This window comes from Pseudactinotalea suaedae (assembly GCF_009733815.1).
GTDB classification, from domain to species: Bacteria; Actinomycetota; Actinomycetes; order Actinomycetales; family Beutenbergiaceae; genus Pseudactinotalea; species Pseudactinotalea suaedae.
The window spans coordinates 189,361-207,392 of sequence record NZ_WNXY01000005.1 but is presented as its reverse complement, the minus strand read 5'-3'; the positions used below and the strand labels follow the sequence as shown (position 1 = coordinate 207,392).

At 73.0% G+C, this 18,032-nt stretch carries 17 protein-coding genes; 7 read left to right on the top strand and 10 right to left on the bottom strand.

Features of this window, described 5'->3' with window-relative positions; all coding sequences use genetic code 11:
- Positions 1-129 precede the first annotated feature (129 nt).
- A complete protein-coding gene (locus GPA04_RS10880) occupies positions 130-1,284 on the bottom strand; it encodes a branched-chain amino acid ABC transporter substrate-binding protein (RefSeq protein ID WP_156224105.1) in 1,155 nt (384 codons plus the stop codon).
- A 144-nt stretch (positions 1,285-1,428) separates the two neighbouring features.
- Here GPA04_RS10880 and GPA04_RS10875 point away from each other — a divergent pair, with 144 nt between their 5' ends.
- From GPA04_RS10875 to GPA04_RS10865, 3 genes are read left to right on the top strand one after another with little or no spacing between them, the layout of a single operon-like run.
- Complete coding sequence (locus GPA04_RS10875; RefSeq protein WP_156224104.1) at positions 1,429-2,631, top strand: class I SAM-dependent methyltransferase; 1,203 nt, start codon at positions 1,429-1,431, stop codon at positions 2,629-2,631.
- Between the two features lie 20 nt (positions 2,632-2,651).
- Positions 2,652-3,248, top strand: coding sequence for a pyridoxamine 5'-phosphate oxidase family protein (locus GPA04_RS10870; protein ID WP_156224103.1), 597 nt, complete (start codon positions 2,652-2,654; stop codon positions 3,246-3,248).
- Between the two features lie 4 nt (positions 3,249-3,252).
- Positions 3,253-4,404, top strand: a complete 1,152-nt coding sequence (locus GPA04_RS10865) for a glutamate--cysteine ligase (protein WP_156224102.1) — start codon at positions 3,253-3,255, stop codon at positions 4,402-4,404.
- Here GPA04_RS10865 and GPA04_RS10860 read toward each other — a convergent pair.
- The 5 genes from GPA04_RS10860 to GPA04_RS10840 form a co-directional block, all read right to left on the bottom strand.
- A complete protein-coding gene (locus tag GPA04_RS10860) occupies positions 4,401-5,024 on the bottom strand; it encodes a response regulator (protein ID WP_156224101.1) in 624 nt (207 codons plus the stop codon). The genes GPA04_RS10865 and GPA04_RS10860 overlap by 4 nt on opposite strands.
- Complete coding sequence (locus GPA04_RS10855; protein WP_156224100.1) at positions 5,021-6,271, bottom strand: sensor histidine kinase; 1,251 nt, start codon at positions 6,269-6,271, stop codon at positions 5,021-5,023. Before GPA04_RS10855 ends, GPA04_RS10860 begins: the two co-directional genes overlap by 4 nt.
- A 13-nt stretch (positions 6,272-6,284) precedes the next feature.
- Positions 6,285-7,043 (bottom strand): ABC transporter permease, encoded by a 759-nt coding sequence (locus tag GPA04_RS10850; RefSeq protein WP_156224099.1) that lies wholly within the window; start codon positions 7,041-7,043, stop codon positions 6,285-6,287.
- Entirely contained in the window at positions 7,040-7,978 is a 939-nt protein-coding gene (locus GPA04_RS10845) for an ABC transporter ATP-binding protein (RefSeq protein ID WP_156224098.1), read from the bottom strand. The genes GPA04_RS10850 and GPA04_RS10845 overlap by 4 nt, the downstream gene beginning before the upstream one ends.
- 85 nt (positions 7,979-8,063) lie before the next feature.
- Positions 8,064-8,798 (bottom strand): hypothetical protein, encoded by a 735-nt coding sequence (locus GPA04_RS10840; protein ID WP_156224097.1) that lies wholly within the window; start codon positions 8,796-8,798, stop codon positions 8,064-8,066.
- Between the two features lie 125 nt (positions 8,799-8,923).
- On the opposite strand from GPA04_RS10840, the gene GPA04_RS10835 reads away from it, so the two are divergent.
- The 3 genes from GPA04_RS10835 to GPA04_RS10825 are packed head-to-tail and all read left to right on the top strand — an operon-like array spanning position 8,924 to position 10,341.
- Positions 8,924-9,442 (top strand): rRNA adenine N-6-methyltransferase family protein, encoded by a 519-nt coding sequence (locus tag GPA04_RS10835; protein WP_156224096.1) that lies wholly within the window; start codon positions 8,924-8,926, stop codon positions 9,440-9,442.
- 57 nt (positions 9,443-9,499) lie between these two features.
- Complete coding sequence (locus GPA04_RS10830) at positions 9,500-9,844, top strand: PadR family transcriptional regulator (protein ID WP_241680732.1); 345 nt, start codon at positions 9,500-9,502, stop codon at positions 9,842-9,844.
- Positions 9,841-10,341: an HAAS signaling domain-containing protein gene (locus GPA04_RS10825; RefSeq protein ID WP_156224095.1), complete on the top strand. Its 501-nt coding sequence runs from the start codon at positions 9,841-9,843 to the stop codon at positions 10,339-10,341. The genes GPA04_RS10830 and GPA04_RS10825 overlap by 4 nt, the downstream gene beginning before the upstream one ends.
- 4 nt (positions 10,342-10,345) lie before the next feature.
- Here GPA04_RS10825 and GPA04_RS10820 read toward each other — a convergent pair whose 3' ends face one another.
- Genes GPA04_RS10820 through GPA04_RS10810 form a run of 3 tightly spaced genes read right to left on the bottom strand, consistent with a single transcriptional unit; the run spans position 10,346 to position 13,962 of the window.
- Positions 10,346-12,004 (bottom strand): glycoside hydrolase family 3 N-terminal domain-containing protein, encoded by a 1,659-nt coding sequence (locus tag GPA04_RS10820; protein WP_241680731.1) that lies wholly within the window; start codon positions 12,002-12,004, stop codon positions 10,346-10,348.
- Complete coding sequence (gene tsaD / locus GPA04_RS10815) at positions 12,001-13,068, bottom strand: tRNA (adenosine(37)-N6)-threonylcarbamoyltransferase complex transferase subunit TsaD (RefSeq protein WP_156224094.1); 1,068 nt, start codon at positions 13,066-13,068, stop codon at positions 12,001-12,003. The genes GPA04_RS10820 and tsaD overlap by 4 nt, the downstream gene beginning before the upstream one ends.
- Positions 13,069-13,095: 27 nt before the next feature.
- Entirely contained in the window at positions 13,096-13,962 is an 867-nt protein-coding gene (locus tag GPA04_RS10810; protein WP_156224093.1) for a sulfurtransferase, read from the bottom strand.
- Between the two features lie 75 nt (positions 13,963-14,037).
- Between GPA04_RS10810 and GPA04_RS10805 the strand changes: the two genes are divergently transcribed.
- A complete protein-coding gene (locus tag GPA04_RS10805; protein ID WP_156224092.1) occupies positions 14,038-14,817 on the top strand; it encodes an SH3 domain-containing protein in 780 nt (259 codons plus the stop codon).
- 33 nt (positions 14,818-14,850) lie between these two features.
- Here GPA04_RS10805 and GPA04_RS10800 read toward each other — a convergent pair whose 3' ends face one another.
- Positions 14,851-17,892, bottom strand: coding sequence for an alpha-mannosidase (locus GPA04_RS10800; RefSeq protein WP_156224091.1), 3,042 nt, complete (start codon positions 17,890-17,892; stop codon positions 14,851-14,853).
- Positions 17,893-18,032 lie beyond the last annotated feature (140 nt).

Below are 18,032 nucleotides of genomic sequence, written 5' to 3'. Positions count from 1 at the left end.
GAAGACGTCCGGGTCGCGCCGGGGCGGGCCCCCCCGCGAATGAAGGGTGGTCGGGGGACCGTTCGGTCCCCCGACCACCGGTGGTCATGAGCACCGGCCGGGCGATCGATGCCCGGCCGGGCCGAGCTGCTACTCGATCGGCTCGCCGAGACCGATCTCGCCGCCCTCGACCGGGTAGGCGTACACCACGACCTCTGCGACCTCACCGGTCTCGTCGAACTGGATGTGCTTGGTGATGCCCTCGGCGTCGTAGCCGTTGACCCACTCCAGCATCGACTCGCGGTCGGTGTTCCCCTCGAGGAGACCCTGGAGGAAGATGTTCATGGCGTCGAAGCCCTCGGTGGAGTACGTGCCCGCGGCCTGGCCGGCCGACTCCTCGTACGCGGCAGCGAACTCGTCGTCAGCAGGAGCGCACGGGCAGGTCAGCACCGTGCCGTCGGCGGCGGCGCCGGCCGCCTCGACGAAGCCCGGGTCGAGCGAGCCGTCACCCGACATGAAGAGACCGTCGTAGCCACCCGCGCGGAGCTGGCTGACCAGCAGACCGGCCTCGGCGTAGTAGCCCGCGAAGTAGATCGCTTCGGCGCCGGAGGCGTTGACCGCCGTGACCGCCGGTCCGAAGTCGGTGTCGCCGACCTGGATGGTCTCGGTACCGACCACGAGGTCGCCGAGTGCCTCGACCACACCCGCGCCCAGGCCCGCGCCGTACTCGGAGGCGTCGTCGATGACGAACACACCCTGCGCGTCGATGCCGGTGAGGTAGTCGGCCACGGCGGGAGCCTGCGTCGCGTCGTTGCCGATGATGCGGTGGAAGGTGTCCCACCCGTTGCCGGCCAGGTCCGGGTTGGTCGCGGACGGCGAGACCGTCACCAGACCGGCCTCGGCGAACACGGGTCCGGTGGCACCGGTCTCACCCGAGAAGGTGGGGCCGACGACGCCGACGATGTCGTCGTTGCTCACGATCTCCGAGACCACGGTGGTCGCCTGCGCCGGGTCACCCTGGGTGTCGAACTCCTCGATCGTCACCTCGCAGTCGGGGTTCGCCTCCTGGAACTGCTCGAGCGCCAGCGTCGAGCCGTTGACGATGTTGATGCCGAGGTTCGCTGCAGGACCGGTCAGCGGGCCGACGTAGGCGATGACGCCGGAGCAGTCGGTGCCGCCCTCGCCGCCGGTGGCGTCGCCGTCACCGTCGCCGTCGCCGCCGCCGGTGGTGCCGCACGCGGCGAGCGCGAGGCCGGCGGCCGCAAACAGCCCTGCGGTCCGCCAGATGGTCGTGGATCGAGACATTCGGTTCCTCCGCGGGAGGTCGAGTTCGGGCGACAGCGCCCGATCGGATTGGTGGGCTGGAACCTAACACTGCCGGTCGGGTCGCCGTCACCGCCGTGCGCAGTCGTTACCCACTCGTAACGCATCCTGGCAGGATCATGAGCCGTGGACGTGCGCGCGGTCGAACAGCTGCTGACACCCGAGGGGTGGAGCCTGCTGTCCAGGATGCCCCCGTACGACGAGGACGGCGCCCTGCAGCTGGCGTCCGGGCTGCGGGACCGCGGTGTGGATCCTGACCTCGTCGCGGCGGTCATGACGCAGAGCCGGCTCCGCACGCGCGCTCGCGCCAAGTTCGGCGACTTCGCCGACGAGATGCTGTTCACGCCCGAGGGTCTCGAGCAGGCGACACGGCTGCAGGTCGCCGCCCGGCACGCACAGCGCTACGCGGCCGCGGGCGCCACCGTGGTCGCCGACCTCGGGTGCGGCATCGGCAGCGACGCGATGGCGCTCGCCGGTCTGGGCGTGCCTGTGCTGGCGGTCGAGCAGGACGAGGTCACGGCCACCGTGGCCGCGGTCAACCTGCGCGCCTTCGACAGCGCGACCGTCCGCCGGGGTGACGCGCTCGCGATCGACCTGCAGGCCGAGGGTGTCGACGCCGTCTACGCCGACCCTGCTCGCCGCACCCGTTCCGGCAACCGTGTCTTCGACCCGCGGGCCTACTCCCCCGACCTCGACACGCTCCTCGCTCTGCGCGCCACCGTCCCGGCGCTCGGCCTCAAGGTCGGCCCCGGCATCCCCTACCGTGCGTTGCCGAGCGAGACCCATGCGCAGTGGGTGAGCGTCGACGGCGACGTCGTGGAGGCCGGGCTCTGGTTCGGACCGCTCGCCCCGGAGGGATCGGGCCGGAGCGCGCTGCTCCTCGGCAAGCGAGGCACGCACCTGCTCAGCCAGCCGGGCGACGCCGACGCCGCGGCCACCCAGGCCGCCGCCGGCCCGCTCGGCAGCCACCTCTACGAGCCCGACGGCGCCGTCATCCGCGCCGGCCTCGTCGCCCGGGTCGCCGAGGAGCTCGAGGGCACCCTCGTGGACCCCTCGATCGCGTACATCACGACGACGGCGGAGCGCCCCACCCCCTGGGCCACCGGGTTCCGGGTGCTCGACTCCTTCGACTTCGGCCTCAAGCGCCTCCGCGCGTACCTGCGCGACCGCGACGTGGGGCGCGTGACGATCAAGAAGCGAGGCACCGCCGTCGTGCCGGACCAGCTGCGTCAGCAGCTGGGTCTCAAGGGCTCCGCGGACGCGACCATCGTGCTGACCCGGCTCGCCGGGAAGCAGAGCGTGATCGTCGTCGAACCGCTGCGGGGCTGAGGTCGTGCGAGGCTGAGCGCGTGGGAAAGGTCTACGAGGCGATCACGCCGAGGCTGCAGACGTTCATCGAGGCGCAGCACGTGTTCTTCGTGGCGACGGCGCCGCTGTCGGCCGAGGGCCACGTCAACGTCTCCCCCAAGGGCATCGACGGCACCTTCGCGGTGGTCGACGAGCGCACGGTCGCCTACCTCGACATCACCGCGAGCGGCGCCGAGACGATCGCGCACCTGCGCGAGAACGGCCGCATCACGGTGATGTTCTGCTCGTTCGAGCGCCAGCCGAAGATCGTGCGGCTGCACGGGCACGGCCGGGTGGTCTCCGTCGACGACGAGGAGTTCGCCGACTGGCAGCCACGGTTCCCGGAGACGATCGCCGCGCGTGCGGTGATCGTCGTGGACGTCGAACGGGTCTCCGACTCCTGCGGCTACGGGCTGCCGCTGTTCGAGGGTGCCCGCGAGCGCGACATGCTGATCGGCAACATGGAGCGTCGTGGTGCCGACGGCGTCCGGGCCTACCGCGCGCTCAAGAACACCACGAGCATCGACGGGCTGCCGGCGTTCGAGGAGCGGTCGATCAGCGAACGTGCACCATCGGAGCCCGAGCGCGCGTCAAGATGACCCGGTGACCCTGGACTTCGCGGCCTCCGAGCGCTCCACGCTGGGCGTGGAGTGGGAGCTCGCCCTCGTCGACGCCGACACCGGCGACCTGCGGCAGGTCGCGCAGACCGTGCTCGACGCGGTGGCGCCCGCGGACGGCTCCCAGCACCCCACGATCCGGCAGGAGCTGCTCCTCAACACCGTGGAGCTGGTGACCGGCGTGTGCCGCACGGTGCCCGAGGCGATGGCCGACCTGGACCGCAGCGTGGCGCTCGTGCGCGACGTCACGGACCGGCTGCGGGTCGAGCTCATGTGCGCGGGCACGCACCCGTTCGGGCACTGGGCGAACCAGAAGGTGACCAACAAGGCGCGCTACGCCACCCTGATCGACCGCACCCAGTGGTGGGGGCGGCAGATGCTGATCTACGGCGTGCACGTGCACGTCGGGGTGGAGCGCCGCGACAAGGTGCTGCCGATCCTCGGCGCGCTGCTCACGTACTACCCGCACCTGCTCGCGCTCTCGTGCAGCTCGCCCTACTGGGACGGCCGCGACACCTCCTACGCCTCCAACCGCGCGCTGCTGTTCCAGCAGCTCCCGACGGCGGGGCTGCCGTTCACCGAGATCACGGACTGGGCGCGGCTCGAGCGGTACGTCGACGACATGCTCCACACCGGCGTCATCGACTCCTTCGACGAGGTCCGCTGGGACATCCGGCCCTCTCCCGCCTTCGGAACGATCGAGATGAGGATCTTCGACGGCGTCACGAACCGTGCCGAGCTCGCCTCGCTCGTGGCGCTGGTGCACTGCCTGGTCGAGTGGCTCTCCCGACGGCTCGACGCCGGTGAGACCCTCCCGACCATCACGCCCTGGTTCCTCACCGAGAACAAGTGGCGGGCGGCACGGTACGGGCTGGAGGCGATCGTCATCCTCGACGAGGCGGGCAACGAGGAGCTCGTCACGGACTCGCTGGAGCGCCTGATCGGCCAGCTCCGCCCCGTGGCGGCCGACCTCGGCTGCGTCGACGAGCTCGAGGGTGTGCTCACCCTCACCCGCGGCGGCGCCTCGTACCAGCGGCAGCGCGAGGTCGCGGCCGCCCACGACGGCGCGCTCGAGCACGTCGTCGCCCACCTGGTCCAGGAGTTCCGCAGCGGCCACCCGATCCGGACCGAACCCTAAGTGAGGATCCCCTGCCGGTACCCGGTGGCGACGGCGGCGGCCCGGTCCGCGACCCCGAGCTTGGTGTAGATGTGCACGAGGTGGGTCTTGACCGTGGCCTCGCTGACGAACAGCTCGCGCGCGATCAGCCGGTTCGACCGACCCTGGGCGACCAGCGCCAGCACCTCGCGCTCGCGGGCGCTCAGCGCGGCGCTCCGCTCGGGGCTGCGCACGTGCGAGGCCAGCCTGCTGGCCACCGCGGGTGAGAGCACGGCCTCGCCGGCCGCGGTGGCGCGCACCGCCTCCACCAGCGTCTCGGTGGGGGCGTCCTTGAGCAGGTAGCCGGTGGCTCCGGCCTCGATCGCGGCGACGGTGTCCGAGTCGGTGTCGTAGGTGGTCAGCACCAGCACCCGGGTCCGGCTGCCCCGGCGCCGCAGCTCGCGCACGGCCTCGACGCCGTTCCCACCCGGCATCCGCAGGTCCATGACGACGACGTCCGGCTCGAGCGCCGCCACGAGGTCGACCGCCTCGGGCCCGCTCTGCGCCTGCCCGACCACCTCCAGACCTGCCGTCGCCGACAGCGTGGACGCGACGCCGTCGCGCACCACGGGATGGTCGTCGGCCACGACGATCCGGATCATGCTGCGCTCCGTCCCAGCGCCGGCAGCCGCGCGGACACCGCCGTGCCGGCGCCCGGCGCTGCCTCGACCTCCAGCACCCCCGCGAGCCGGTCGGCCCGCTGCCGCATGCCCCGCAGCCCGAAGGAGGTCGGCTGCGCCGCGTGGCTCGGGTCGAACCCGACGCCGTCGTCGCGGACGTCGAGGATCACCTCGTCCTCGTCGTAGGTGAGCGTCACGGCCACCCGGCCGGCGTCGGCGTGCTTGCCCACGTTGGACAGCGCCTCCTGGGCGATCCGGAGCACCGTGGCCTCGACCTCGGGGTGCAGCGGCCGGGCCTCGCCCACGACCGTCGCCTCCGCACGGATCTCGTGCCGCGCGGCCCAGGAGCTGACGAGCGTGGAGATCGCGTCCTCCAGGGTGGCCGCGCTCAGCGGCGCGGGAACCAGGTCCATCACCGACCGGCGCGCCTCCGCAAGCCCCTCGCGCGCCAGCGCTGCGGCGCGGTCGACCCGGTGCTTGACGGCGGCCGGCTCGGCCTCCTCCTGCGCTGCCTGCAGCTGGGCGAGCACGCCTGCCAACGACTGCGCGATCGTGTCGTGGATCTCCCGCGCCAGTCGTTGCCGCTCCTGCTGCACACCGGACTCGCGGGCCTGGGCGACCACCGTCGCCTGCAGCCTGGCGTTCTCGGCCAGCGCCAGCTCGAGCTCGTCGTTGAGCGCCTCGAGCTCGGTGATCTCCTGCGCCCGCCGCTCGTTCGACTCGAAGACGATGCTGCTGTACCGGCTGAGCACACCGGCGAGCAGGAAGTTGACCCCGAACAGCCCCACGAGCAACGCCAGATGCCACGACATCCCCACCGGGATCCCGCCGCTCTGACCGATGGCCATGATGAACGCGGTGACGCCGAGCGCCAGCCAGCGGCCGCGGCGGCCGAAGTAGTCGTAGGCGTCGATGTAGCCCACCCACGCGAAGATGCAGAAGAGCGGGTTGAGCAGGGTGAGAGCGAGCGCGAGAGCCGTCCGGACGCCGTAGTACACCCGTCCCGTTGACGCGCTGCGTTCGCCGGCCGGGCGGCGCACGGTCCACCACCACATCACGAGGGCGGTGACCGGCACCAGGGCGATCTGCGCGAGCAGCCGCGCGGACGGCGTCGAGGCGCCCACGGCGGGAGCCGCCGCCAGCGCGATGACCGTGGCGACGGCGAGCGTCGGGAACGGCAGCCTGCTCAGCCACCGCTCCCACTGCTCGGCAGTGGGTGGCGCGGTCACGGCCCTCAGCCTCTCACTGCCAGCGGAAGGTGCGGCTGGCAACGCCGAACGTGATGATGACCCACCCGACCATCACGAGCAGGTGCGCAAGGTCCGGCACCCCGCCGGCCATCGCCTGGTACAGCGCCTGCGAGGCCGCGCCCAGCGGGGTGAGCTCCACGATCTGCTGGAGCAGCCCACCCATCCCCTGGACGGGGAACCAGACGCCGGCCGTGAACATCGACGGGAAGAACACGACCATCCCGATCGCCGTGCCGACCCTGGCGTTGGGCGCGACAGCCGTCACGATCGCACCGAGGCCGAAGGTCGCCAGCAGCGCGAGCAGGTACGCCAGCGCGTACCAGCCGGGAGCCTGCGGCAACGGGGTCTGGAAGAGCAGCCGACCCACCACCAGCAGCAGCACGGTCGAGGCGGCCACCGCCGCGCCGTGCAGCACCACCTGTGCGCCGAGCAGCGTCAGCGGCCGCACCGGCGTGGTCTGCAACCTGCGCAGCACACCGGCCTCGCGGTAGCCGAACACCACCGGCGGCATCGCCATGATCGACGCCATGATCATCGAGAGCAGGATGCCGATCGGCACGTAGATGTCGATGACGCGCAGGCCCCCGAGGTCGGGGTCGACGTCGCGGAAGGTCGGCACGAACCCCAGCACGCACACCAGCACCACCGGGAAGGCCACGATCCAGAACAGCGAGCCCAGCTCGCGCCCGAACAGGCGGGTCTCGGTCCGGAACACCGCCGCGGTCCCGCGGCTGATCAGGGTCTGGGTCATGATGCGTCCGCCTTCGCAGAGGTGTCGTCGGTGAGGTCGAGGTATGCGGTGTCGAGGGATCCGGCCACCACACGGAGCCGGCGGGGCGCGACCTGCTGTGCCGCCAGCGCACCGAGCACGGACAGCACGACGTCCTCGGCGCCCTCGACGACGACCTGGCCCTGCTCGAGCCGGGCGTCGACCACGCCGTCGAGCGCGCGCAGGGCCTCGAGGTCGGGTGCTGCGCTCACCTCGAAGGTCGTGATGGTCGCGGCGCTGCCGGACCGGACCAGCTCCTCGGGGGTGCCGAGCGCGCGGACCCGCCCGCGGTCGATGATCGCGATGCGGTCGCAGAGCTGCTGCGCCTCCTCCATCGAGTGGGTCACGAGGAGGATGGTGACGCCGGTCGCGCGCAGGTTACGGACGATCTGCCACACCTCGCGGCGGGCGCGCGGGTCGAGGCCGGTGCTGAGCTCGTCGAGGATCGCCACCCGCGGCCGCCCCACGAGCGCGAGGGCGATCGAGAGCCGTTGCTGCTGGCCACCGCTGAGCATGCCGAAGCGCCGGTCGAGGTGCTCGGTCAGGCCGAGCTGGTCGGCGAGGTCCTGCCAGGGCACCGGGTCGTCGTAGAACGCCGTCCACAGCTCGAGCGCCTCACGCACCGCGATCTTCGGCTGCAGGGCGCTCTCCTGGAGCTGGATGCCCAGGACCCGCACGACGGCGTCGCGCTCGGTCCACGGGTCGAGCCCATGGATCCTGACCCTTCCGGCGTCGCCGACGCGCAGGCCGGCGATCGACTCGACGGTCGTCGTCTTGCCGGCGCCGTTCGGTCCGAGGATGCCGAAGATCTCTCCGGGCTCGACGGCGAGGCTCACGTCGTCGACGGCGACCTTGGCGCCGTAGGTCTTGCGCAGCCCCTCGACCAGGACGGCCGGGCTGCTCGCTTCCGTTGTCATGGCTCCAGCATCGAGCTGGTCGCCCGGTCACGGCATCGCGCAGGTGGCGCGCGTGCGATCAACCGATCGGTGGATTCCGGTGCTGCTAGCGCTTCTTCCGCGGAGCGGGGTGCTGCTGGTCGACCTTACGGGCAGCCCGCATGCCCCGGACACCGACCCAGATCAGCGCCGCGATACCGAGGATCGCACCCACGAAACCGATCATCGCCAGCATCGCGTTCCCCTCGGACCCGGCGCCGAGCGCGAGCAGCGGCAGGAAGGCGCCGAGCCCGATGGCGGGCACCGCGGTGCCGATCGCCTTCTCCCCCGTGGTCCACAACGGAGACATCCACAGCAGGATCGCCCCGACGATCAGGGCCAGCGCGGGCAGCAGGAACAGCAGGAAGAACGAGCCGATGCCGATCAGCACCAGCACGACGAAGGGCAGCCACCGCCGGGTCATCGCCGGCCGTGGCGCCGGCTCGTCGGGCCAGTCCATCGCGGGGATGCTGGACAGGTCGAAGTTGCGGACCGGACGGGGCGCCGGCTTGTCCTCGACGCGCGTGGCCGGCTGGCTGCTCGTCACGCCGGCCGTACCGGCGACCGCCGGGGCAGGCGCGTGCGCCGCCAGGGCTGCCGTGGCGACCGACTCGACACTGCCCACCCGCTCGAGGATCTGCTCCATGTCCTCGCCCGTGGGCTCGCGACCCAGGTCGGCGACGGCGCGGTCGATGCGGTCGCGAACGCCGTCGATCACCTCGATGCGCTGCAGCGCGGTCAAGGGCCGCAGCAGACCGCCCAGGTCATCGAGATAGCCCGCACGGCGCTCCGACGCATTCACTTCGAGGTCTCCTCCACGACGAGTTCATCCCGACCGCGGCGATCAGCGGCAGATAACACCGTGCGTCGGTCGGTCGGATCAGCCTACGGTCAGATCCATGGCAATCATGACCGCGATGGTGCGTCGTGTCCGGGAACCGCTCGGGATCGCGACGCTCGTGGGGCTGGCACCCGCTCCGCTCTGACTGGGCCGAACGCGTCGTCGAGGCGACGAGCGTTCGCCGTGGCGACCTCGTCCTCGACCTCGGCGCCGGCGACGGCGCGCTGACCGCACCCCTGGTCGCGGCGGGCGCGCGCGTGCTCGCCGTCGAGCTGCACGCGCGCAGGGCCGCGGCGCTGCGGGAGCGCTTCGGCGATGCCGACGTGCGCGTGCTCGAGGTCGGCCTGGCCGACCTCCGGCTGCCCCGGCGACCCTTCCGGGTGGTCGCGAACCCGCCGTTCGGCGGCTCGACCGACCTGGTCCGGTCGCTGCTGGCCGCCCCGTCGTTGCTCAGCGCCGATCTCGTGCTGCAACGCGCCGCCGCCCGGCAGTGGGCCGACCGGCGCCGGGTGCGGCGCCGCCGCCTCGACCTCGGGCTCGCGGTCCCGCGTTCCGCCTTCCGCCCGCCGCCGCGCGTCGACGCCGCGGTCCTCCAGATCCGCTGAGCGTGCCCGAGCCCGGCACTAGTTGACATTGCCCACTAGTAGGCATAACTTTCCACCGTGACCACGTTCGAGCGGGACCCGCAGCTCCTCAAGGGCGTGCTGCCGATGCTGGTCATCGGGCTGCTGGGCGCCGCCGAGTCCTACGGGTACGAGCTGGTCACGCGGCTGCAGGCCGCAGGCCTGACGGGCATCGCCACCGGCACGGTCTACCCCACCCTGAGCCGGCTCGAGCGCGAGGGCAAGCTGACCTCGCGACTGGTCCCCTCGCCGTCGGGGCCCGCCCGCAAGTACTACCGCCCCACAGCGGCGGGCGAGGCCCACTTCCGGGACGCGCTCGCCGCCTGGGGCGACCTGGGCGTGGTCGTGTCGGCCGTCGCCGCGCAACGAGAGGAGCTCCGATGAGCGCCACCCTGACCCTGACCGATCGGCTCCGGCGCTGGAGCTACCTGCAGGACGTCGAGCTCTGGCTCGACCCGATGAGCCGCCGGCGGCGCCGCGAGGTGCTGACCGAGCTGCGCGTGACCCTCGCGGACGCCGCCGCCGACGTGGGCATGGTCCAGGCCATCGAGGACATGGGCCGACCGCGCGTGCTCGCGCGCGAGCTCGTCGAGGCCGAGCCCCGGCGCCGACCCTCCTGGTCCCTGGGCGTGCTCGGCGCGGGTGCGGTGCTGCTCGTGGCGATGCTCGCCGGCATGGGCTACCTGTTCGGCATGACCGACGCACTGCTCGGCGTGGGCGGCGGCACGGCCGAGGGCAGCTTCCTGGGGATCCGCGTGCTGACCACCGCCACCGAGGGCGAGCTGTCGTGGGAGCTGGCCGGCTGGTCCTGGCCGATCTTCGTCGCGTCCGTGCTCGCGCTGCTGCTGTGCGCCCGCGCCTGGCGGCTCGCCCGCCGATGACGCGCTAGGAGCAGGCGGAGGCCGGGAGCTCGCCGACGGCGACCGGGAGCCGCCCGGGCGCGCTCGCCGACCCGGCGAGCACCTCGGCGAGCGCCGCCATCGTCTGGGGCGTGCGGCCGTAACCGGCGATCAGCGTCGGAGCCGGCGAGCCCGCCAGGACCGAGGGCGAGTCGAGCGCGATCGCCACGTCGGCAGCCGCGGCGGCGTCCGAGCCCTCGACCAGCAGCCGCACCTCGGTGTCCGCCTCCTGCTCGAGCGGGACCACCTGCAGCCCGGCCGCCTCGGCGGCAGCGGTGAAGGCGTCCCAGTCGTCGGTGCTGCCACCGCGCACGTGGATCCGCGGGCCGGCGAGCGCACCGGTGCAGGACCCGGCCACGACCGTCACGGCAGCGGCGGCGAGCGAGGCCACCGCGGGCCCGGCGGCACCGATGTCGTCGGCGTCCACGTCCGCCTGCACGGCCAGCTGCTGCTGCCACCGCATCAGCGCGATCACCCGACCCGCCGCCTCGGTGAGACGCTCACGGCTGAGCGAGCCGTCCGCGAGCGCAGCGAGGATCCCGTCCCGTGCCGCGTGGACGTCGCGAGGGCTGAGCAGCAGGTCGGCGCCGGCGATCAGGGCATGAGCCGCGATCTGCCCGTCGGTGTACTCGGCCGTGAGGGCTCCCATGTCGAGCCCGTCGGTCACCGCCACCCCCGTGAACCCGAGCTGCTCACGCAGGTAGGTGTAGGCCGTCGGCGAGAGCGAGGCGGGCACGCCCGGGTCCCAGTCGGTGACGGCGATGTGCCCGACCATCACCATCGGGGCGCCGGCGTCCACGCCCGCCGCGAACGGGACGAGATCGCGCTGGGCGAGCTCCGCCGTCGGGACCTCGAGGACGGGGAGCGCGTCGTGGGAGTCCACGCCGAGGCTCCCGTGCCCGGGGAAGTGCTTGATGCTGGTGAGGACCCCGCCGGCGGCGAAGCCGTCAAGCGCCGCGACCACGGCGTCGGCCGCTCGCTGGGGGTCCGAGCTCGCGGACCGGCTCCCGATCGTGACGTCGGCGGGGCCGACCGTGACGTCGGCATCGGGTGCGAAGTTGAGCGTGATGCCACTCGCCAGCAGCTCCCGCCCCATCGCCTCGTACGCGGCCGCGACCACGTCCGGCTCGCCGGAGGCGGCGCCGGCCGCCATGAACGGCGGAAAGGTGGTCCACGGCCCGGTCGCCGCCGAGAGCCGCTGCACGACGCCGCCCTCGTTGTCGACCGCGACGACCGCGGGCCAGTCGCGGGTCGACGCGGCCGCGGCCTGCACCGCCTCGCTGCTGGCGACCACCTGGTCGAGCGAGGCGACGTTCTCGGTGAACAGGATGACACCGGCGAGGCCGAGGTCGGAGACCAGCGTGGCCGGGACGGTCGGATCGGTCCCTCCGTACCGCGCGATCAGGACCTGCCCGGCGGCGGCCTCGTCGCTCAGCGCGGCCGCGTCGGCCATCGCCTGCTCGAGGTCCGCCTCGGTCGGCCCCCAGGACAGGGCGGGATCCGGTGTCGGGGAGGGCGTCGGGGACGGCGACGTCGGCTCCTCCGTGCTCGGAGCGGACGTCGGCTCGCCACCGCCGTCGGGCGCGGTGCACCCGACCAGCACGAGGAGGGCTGCGAGCGCAGCGACCGCGGCGCGCCGCGTCACGCGGCGCTCTCCGTCGCGCCCATCACCACCTGGGTCAACGGCATCTGGGAGTCGATGGTGAAGTCCATCGGCGAGGCCTCGAGCCCGGCCCGGACGACGGCGGAGCCAAGCGCCGCGATCATCGCGCCGTTGTCGGTGCAGTACCGGATCGGGGGGATCCGGAGCTCGATCCCGGCGTCGGCGAACCGGTCCGCGGCCAGCGAGCGGAGCCGGGAGTTGGCGGAGAACCCGCCGCCGACGACGACCGTGCCGATCTCGTTGATCTCGCAGGCCCGCAACGTCTTGGTGACCAGCACGTCGGCGACCGCCTCCGAGAACGAGGCGGCGACGTCGGCCACGGGGACCTGCTCGCCGCGGTCCTCGAAGCCCTCGACCACCCGGGCGACCGCGGTCTTCAGCCCGGAGAAGGAGAAGTCGTAGGGGTGACGCTGCAGATCCTTGGGGCGGGAGAGCCCGCGGGGGAAGGCGAAGGCCGCGGGGTCGCCGTCCGCGGCGGCCCGGTCGACGTGCGGACCGCCCGGGTAGGGCAGCCCGAGGAGCCGCCCGACCTTGTCGAAGGCCTCGCCCGCGGCGTCGTCGAGGGTCTGCCCGAGCTCGGTGACGTCGGTGGCGATGTCGTTGACCCGCAGCAGCGAGGAGTGCCCGCCGGAGACGACGAGACCCAGGAAGGTCTCGGGGAACGGACCGTGCACGAGCGCGTCGACGGCGACGTGCCCGATGACGTGGTTCACCCCGTGCAGCGGCACCCCCAGCCCGAGCGCCAGCGCCTTGGCCGAGGCGACCCCGACCGCGAGCGACCCGCTCAGCCCCGGACCTGCGGCGACGGCCACGGCGTCGACGTCCTCGAGCCGCACCTGCGCCTGCTCGAGCGCCGCCTCCAGGGTGGGGCCGAAGGCCTCGAGGTGCGCGCGCGAGGCGACCTCGGGCACGATCCCGCCGAACCGTGCGTGGTCGTCCATCGAGGAGGCGGTGACGTCGGCGAGGAGGTCGAGCCCCCGGACCAGGGCGACCCCGGTCTCGTCGCAGGTGCTCTCGATCCCCAGCACGAGTGGCGCATCAGACACCCGAGCACCCTACGCTCCCCGTGGGCCCTAGGCGGTGGGGCGCTCGATCCCGGTGGCGACGGGGCGCGCGTCGTCGGCGGACCACTGCGACCACGACCCCGGGTACAGGGCGGCGTGCACGCCGATGGTCTCGAGGGCGGCGATCTCGTGCGTCGCGGTCACGCCGGAACCGCAGTACACCGCGACCTCGGTCTCCTTCTCGACGCCGGCGGCGGCGAACTGGTCGGCGAGCTCCTCGTCGGACTTGAAGGTCTGGTCCTCGCGGAGGTTGTCGGTGGTCGGGATGTTGACGGCACCGGGCACGTGGCCCGCGCGGGTGTCGATCGGCTCCACGTCGCCGACGTAGCGCTCGCCGGCGCGGGCATCGATCAGCACGCCGTGCGCGGGGAGCGTGGCGACGTCGTCGGCCTCCGCGACCGGCATGTGGCCGGGCGTCAGCACGACCGAGCCCGGCGAGACCTGCACGTCGCCGTCCTCGAGCAGCCCGCCGTCGGCGATCCAGGCCTGCAGGCCACCGTCAAGGATGCGGACGTCGCTCAGGCCGCCCCAGCGCAGCAGCCACCAGGCCCGCGCGGCCGAGGTGCCGCCGGAGTCGTCGTAGACGATCACCGGGTCGCCGTCGTCGATCCCCCAGCGGCGCGCGGCCGCCTGCAGGTCCTCGAGATCGGGCAGCGGGTGCCGTCCCTGCTCGGTGGTCGGGGTGGACGACAGGTCGTGATCGAGGTCGACGAACAGCGCGCCCGGCAGATGGCCGAGGCAGTAGGCGCGGTGCCCGTCGGGGTCCGCCAGCGACCACCGCACGTCCAGCAGCACCAGCCGGGGCTCCTCCACGAGCAGCGTGCGCAGCTCCTCGGCGTCCACGAGCACCGCCTTGCGCATGCTCTCCTGCGTCATCACGCCCCCTTCGGATCGGGTCACACTCCGCCCGCCATCGTAGGCGGCAGCGCCGTCCACGCGTAGGTTGACGCCATGCAGCGAGCACGGGTGCCGGTCGCCGCCGCCACGGCGCTTCTCCTCGCGGGGCTGCTCAGCTCGTGCTGGCTGGCCACCGACCCGAGCCCGGAGCAGAGCCCGACGACGGAGCTCACCTCCTCCCCGACGCCCACCGAGCAGGAGGTCGAGGACGCCACCGCCTCGGCGGAGCCGACCGAGGCCGCCCCCACCCCGCCCGCCGAGGAGGACCTCCCGGGCACGCCGCTCGACGGGTACCCGGAGGCCGGCACGAGCCTGCTGATCGTCGGCGTCTCCTCCGAGGAGATCCTCAACCTCCGCCTCGGCCCCGGCATCGAGTTCGACTCGATCGCCCGCCTCGCCCCGGACACGCCGCTGACGGCGACGGGCCGCAACCGCGACCTGGGTGGCAGCGCCGGCATCTGGTTCCAGGTCCGCGCGGGCGAGGACGTCGGGTGGGTGATCTCGCGCTACGTCGCCGAGCCGGGCGCGAGCCGCGACGTCACCGACACCTTCGACCCCGCCCCCACGGGCGAGAGCCGCGGCGCCCTGATCGACGCCGTGGTCGCGGCGTGGGACCGGACCGGGACCGCGGAGGCGATCGTCGTCTACGGCCCGGTCGTGGTCCAGGAGAACCTGCAGGCGCGCGTGGACGTGCTGGTCCCCGGCGACGACTCGGTGCGCGGCGCTCGGCTGTTCGTGGTCGCCGCGCAGGCGGGCACCACCTTCACGGTCACGAGGGTGACCGCCACCCAGCTCTGCGCCCGCGGCGCGGCCGGGACCGGGGACTGCGCCTGAGCCGGTCGACCGGCCCAGGCGCAGCCCCGCGCGTCAGGCCCGTCGCAACCGCAGGGTGACCACCTGGAACGGGCGCAGCCGGAGCCGCACCGTGGCCCCGTCGACCTCGTCGATCGCCGACGGCGCCACGATGCTCTCGTCCGTGAGCAGGCGCTCGTGCAGGTCGACCTCGGTGACCTCGGCCACGTCGAAGGAGGCCGCCAGGGCCGCCGTCGCGCGCGCGCCGTGCGGCTCGTAGAGACGCACGACGACATCCCCGCTGCCGTCCTGGGCGAGCTTGACCGCCTCGACGAGAGGGCCGCCGTCGACCGTGACGAGCGGCTCGACCGGTGAGCCGGTGACCTCCCGCAGCGGCAGGTTCGAGGCGTAACCGGCGGCGATGGCGTCCTCGACGCCCGCCCCCGGCACCAGCACGAAGCCGAAGGAGTGCGTCCCGTGGTCGGTGCGCGGGTCGGGGTACCCCGGGCCCCGGAGCAGGCTCGCTCGCAGCATGTGGAAGGTGCCACCGCCCTCGCGCGCGTGACGCGTGAGGTCGTAGCCGTAGGTCGCCTCGTTCGCCAGCGCGACGCCGTAGCCCGGCTCGGACACGTGCAGCCAGCGGTGCGCCCACACCTCGAACCGGTAGAAGTCCCACGAGGTGTTGGTGTGGGTGGGCCGGGTCAGGTGGCCCATCTGGACCTCGTAGCGCGCGTGGTCGGTGTGCACGTCGACGGGGAACCCGAGCTTGAGGAACTTGTCCTTCGAGGCCCAGTCCACCTCGACCCCGATGTGCACGCCTGGTGCGTCGGCGCGCAGCGTCACGGTCTGGGTGATCGGCCGGCCCTCGAGCGTGCGGCGCACGGTCACGGTCGCCGAGGTCGCGTCCGAGGAGGTCTCGACCGCCTCCGCCGTCGCGATGTCCACCACGTTGTTGCGGTAGAACGGGTCGACGTCCCACGCGTCGTACTGGTTCGGGAAGTCCTGGTGCAGCTGCAGCAGGTTGCCCCGCTGTCCCGGCGGCACGACCTCGCGCGCGGCCGCCTTGTCCCAGATGCTGCTCACGAGCCCGTCGCGGTCGATGACCACCCTGAGGGCCTCGTGCTCGAGGACGTAGCCCTCGCCGGTCTCCGAGACCTCGACGGCGGCGCTCGCCTGGTCAGCGACCGCGCCTCCCAGCGCGGGGACACCGCGCCGCGCCAGCGGCCCGGCGTTGAAGACGACGGCGGTCTCGCCCTCGCCGGCCAGCAGCTGCTGCGCCTCGGCGATGATCTCGTGCAGACGCTCCTGCACGCGGGCGTGCTCGGCGAGCATGTCCCGGTAGACCCACGAGATCGAGCTGCCCGGCAGGATGTCGTGGAACTGGCCCAGCAGCACCGTGCGCCACAGCTCCTGCAGCTCCTCGGCGGGGTAGCTGTAGCCCGCCCGCACCGCGGCCGTGGTCGCCCACAGCTCGGCCTCGCGCAGCAGGTGCTCGCCGGTGCGGTTCGCGCGCTTGATCCGCGCCTGGCTGGTGTAGGTGGCGCGGTGCATCTCGAGGTAGAGCTCACCGACCCAGACCGGCGGCTCGGTGTACTCCGCCTCCGCGGCCTCGAAGTAGGCCTGCGGCGTCGTCACCGTGACGCGGGGCGAGCCCTCCAGATCGGCGGTGCGCACCGCCTGGGCGAGCATCTCCCGGGTGGGGCCGCCACCGCCGTCGCCGTGCCCGAACGGGACCAGCGAGGTGCCGGCCACACCCTTGTCACGGAAGTTCGTGGCGGCGTGGTGCAGCTCGGGGCCGGAGAGGTCGGAGTTGTAGGTGTCGACCGGCGGGAAGTGCGTGAAGATCCGGGTGCCGTCGATGCCCTCCCAGTGGAAGGAGTGGTGCGGGAAGTCGTCGACCTGGTTCCAGGAGATCTTCTGCGTGAGGAACCAGCGCGCACCCGCGAGCCGGGCCAGCTGCGGCAGCGCGCCCGAGTACCCGAAGGAGTCCGGCAGCCACACCTCCTGGCAGCGGTAGCCGTAGGCCTCCTCGAAGAACACGGCGCCCTCGACGAGCTGCCGCACCATCGCCTCGCCGCCGGGCAGGTTGGCGTCGGACTCCACCCACATGCCGCCGACCGGGACCACGACCCCCGCGGCGACCGCGGCCTGCAGCCGAGCGAACAGGTCGGGGTGGTCCTGCTGCAGCCATGCCGAGTGCTGTGCTGCCGGGAACGCGAACACGATCGGCTGGCCGTCGTCAGCGAGCCGGAGCACGTTGGCGATCGTGCGCGCGACCTTGCGGCGGGTCTCGCGGACCGGCCACAGCCAGGCGGAGTCGATGTGCGCGTGCCCGACGGCGATCGCGTGGTGGGCGCTGCCCTCGGCCGGGCGACTCATCACCCCGGCCAGGCGCTCGCGCGCAGCGGCCGCGGTGGCCGGCACGTCCTGGATGTCGAGCGCGTCCATCGCGCGGTCGAGAGCGACCCGGACCTCGGCGCGACGGTGCGAGTCCGCCGGGAGGTCGCGCACGAGACCCTCGAGCGTGATGACGTCGGCGACGAGCTCGCGGACCTCCCGGTGCACCCGCACGATGTCGGCGCGCGAGAGCTCGTACTGACGCTTGGCGTCGCTGGTGAGCACGTCGCCGCGCTCGGTGGTCGCCCAGGAGCTGATGATCGGGTTGGACGCGGCCTCGAGGTAGACCTGGAAGCGGCCCGCCTCGTCGAGCTCGACGGGGATCCAGGTGTTGCGCGGGTGGATGCCCTTGATGATCGAGCCGTCGGGCCGGTAGACGGTGCCCTCGCACTGGAACCCGGGCGAGCCGTCCGACCAGCCGAGCTCGACGACGACCTCGAGGTCGCCGTTCCGGTCCTCCGGCGGGACCTCCCCGGTCAGCCGGAACCAGGTGGTCCCCCACGGCGGGCCCCAGGTGGTGCCGACCTCGAACGGCTCGTACTGCGCGGCGAGCCCCTCGGCCACCGGGACGGGTTCGGCCTGCCCCGGCACCCCCGAGGCAGCGACCGGCTCCCACACCTCCACCTCCAACGGCACCACCACGCTCGTCGCGGCGGGCGCGATGCGCTGGGTGAGATGGCGGGCGACACGCTGGGCGTCGATCGGCTCGTGGCGGTGCATTCCGGCTCCTGTGCTCGGGTTCGCGGTGAGTTGCGGGATCAATCCTGTCAGCGTTGAGCGACGCGCACGACCCTACGGGGAACGTCTCACCCATCGTCGACCAGGCCACGCCACGCGGCCGGGTCTTGCCTGTCGCAACG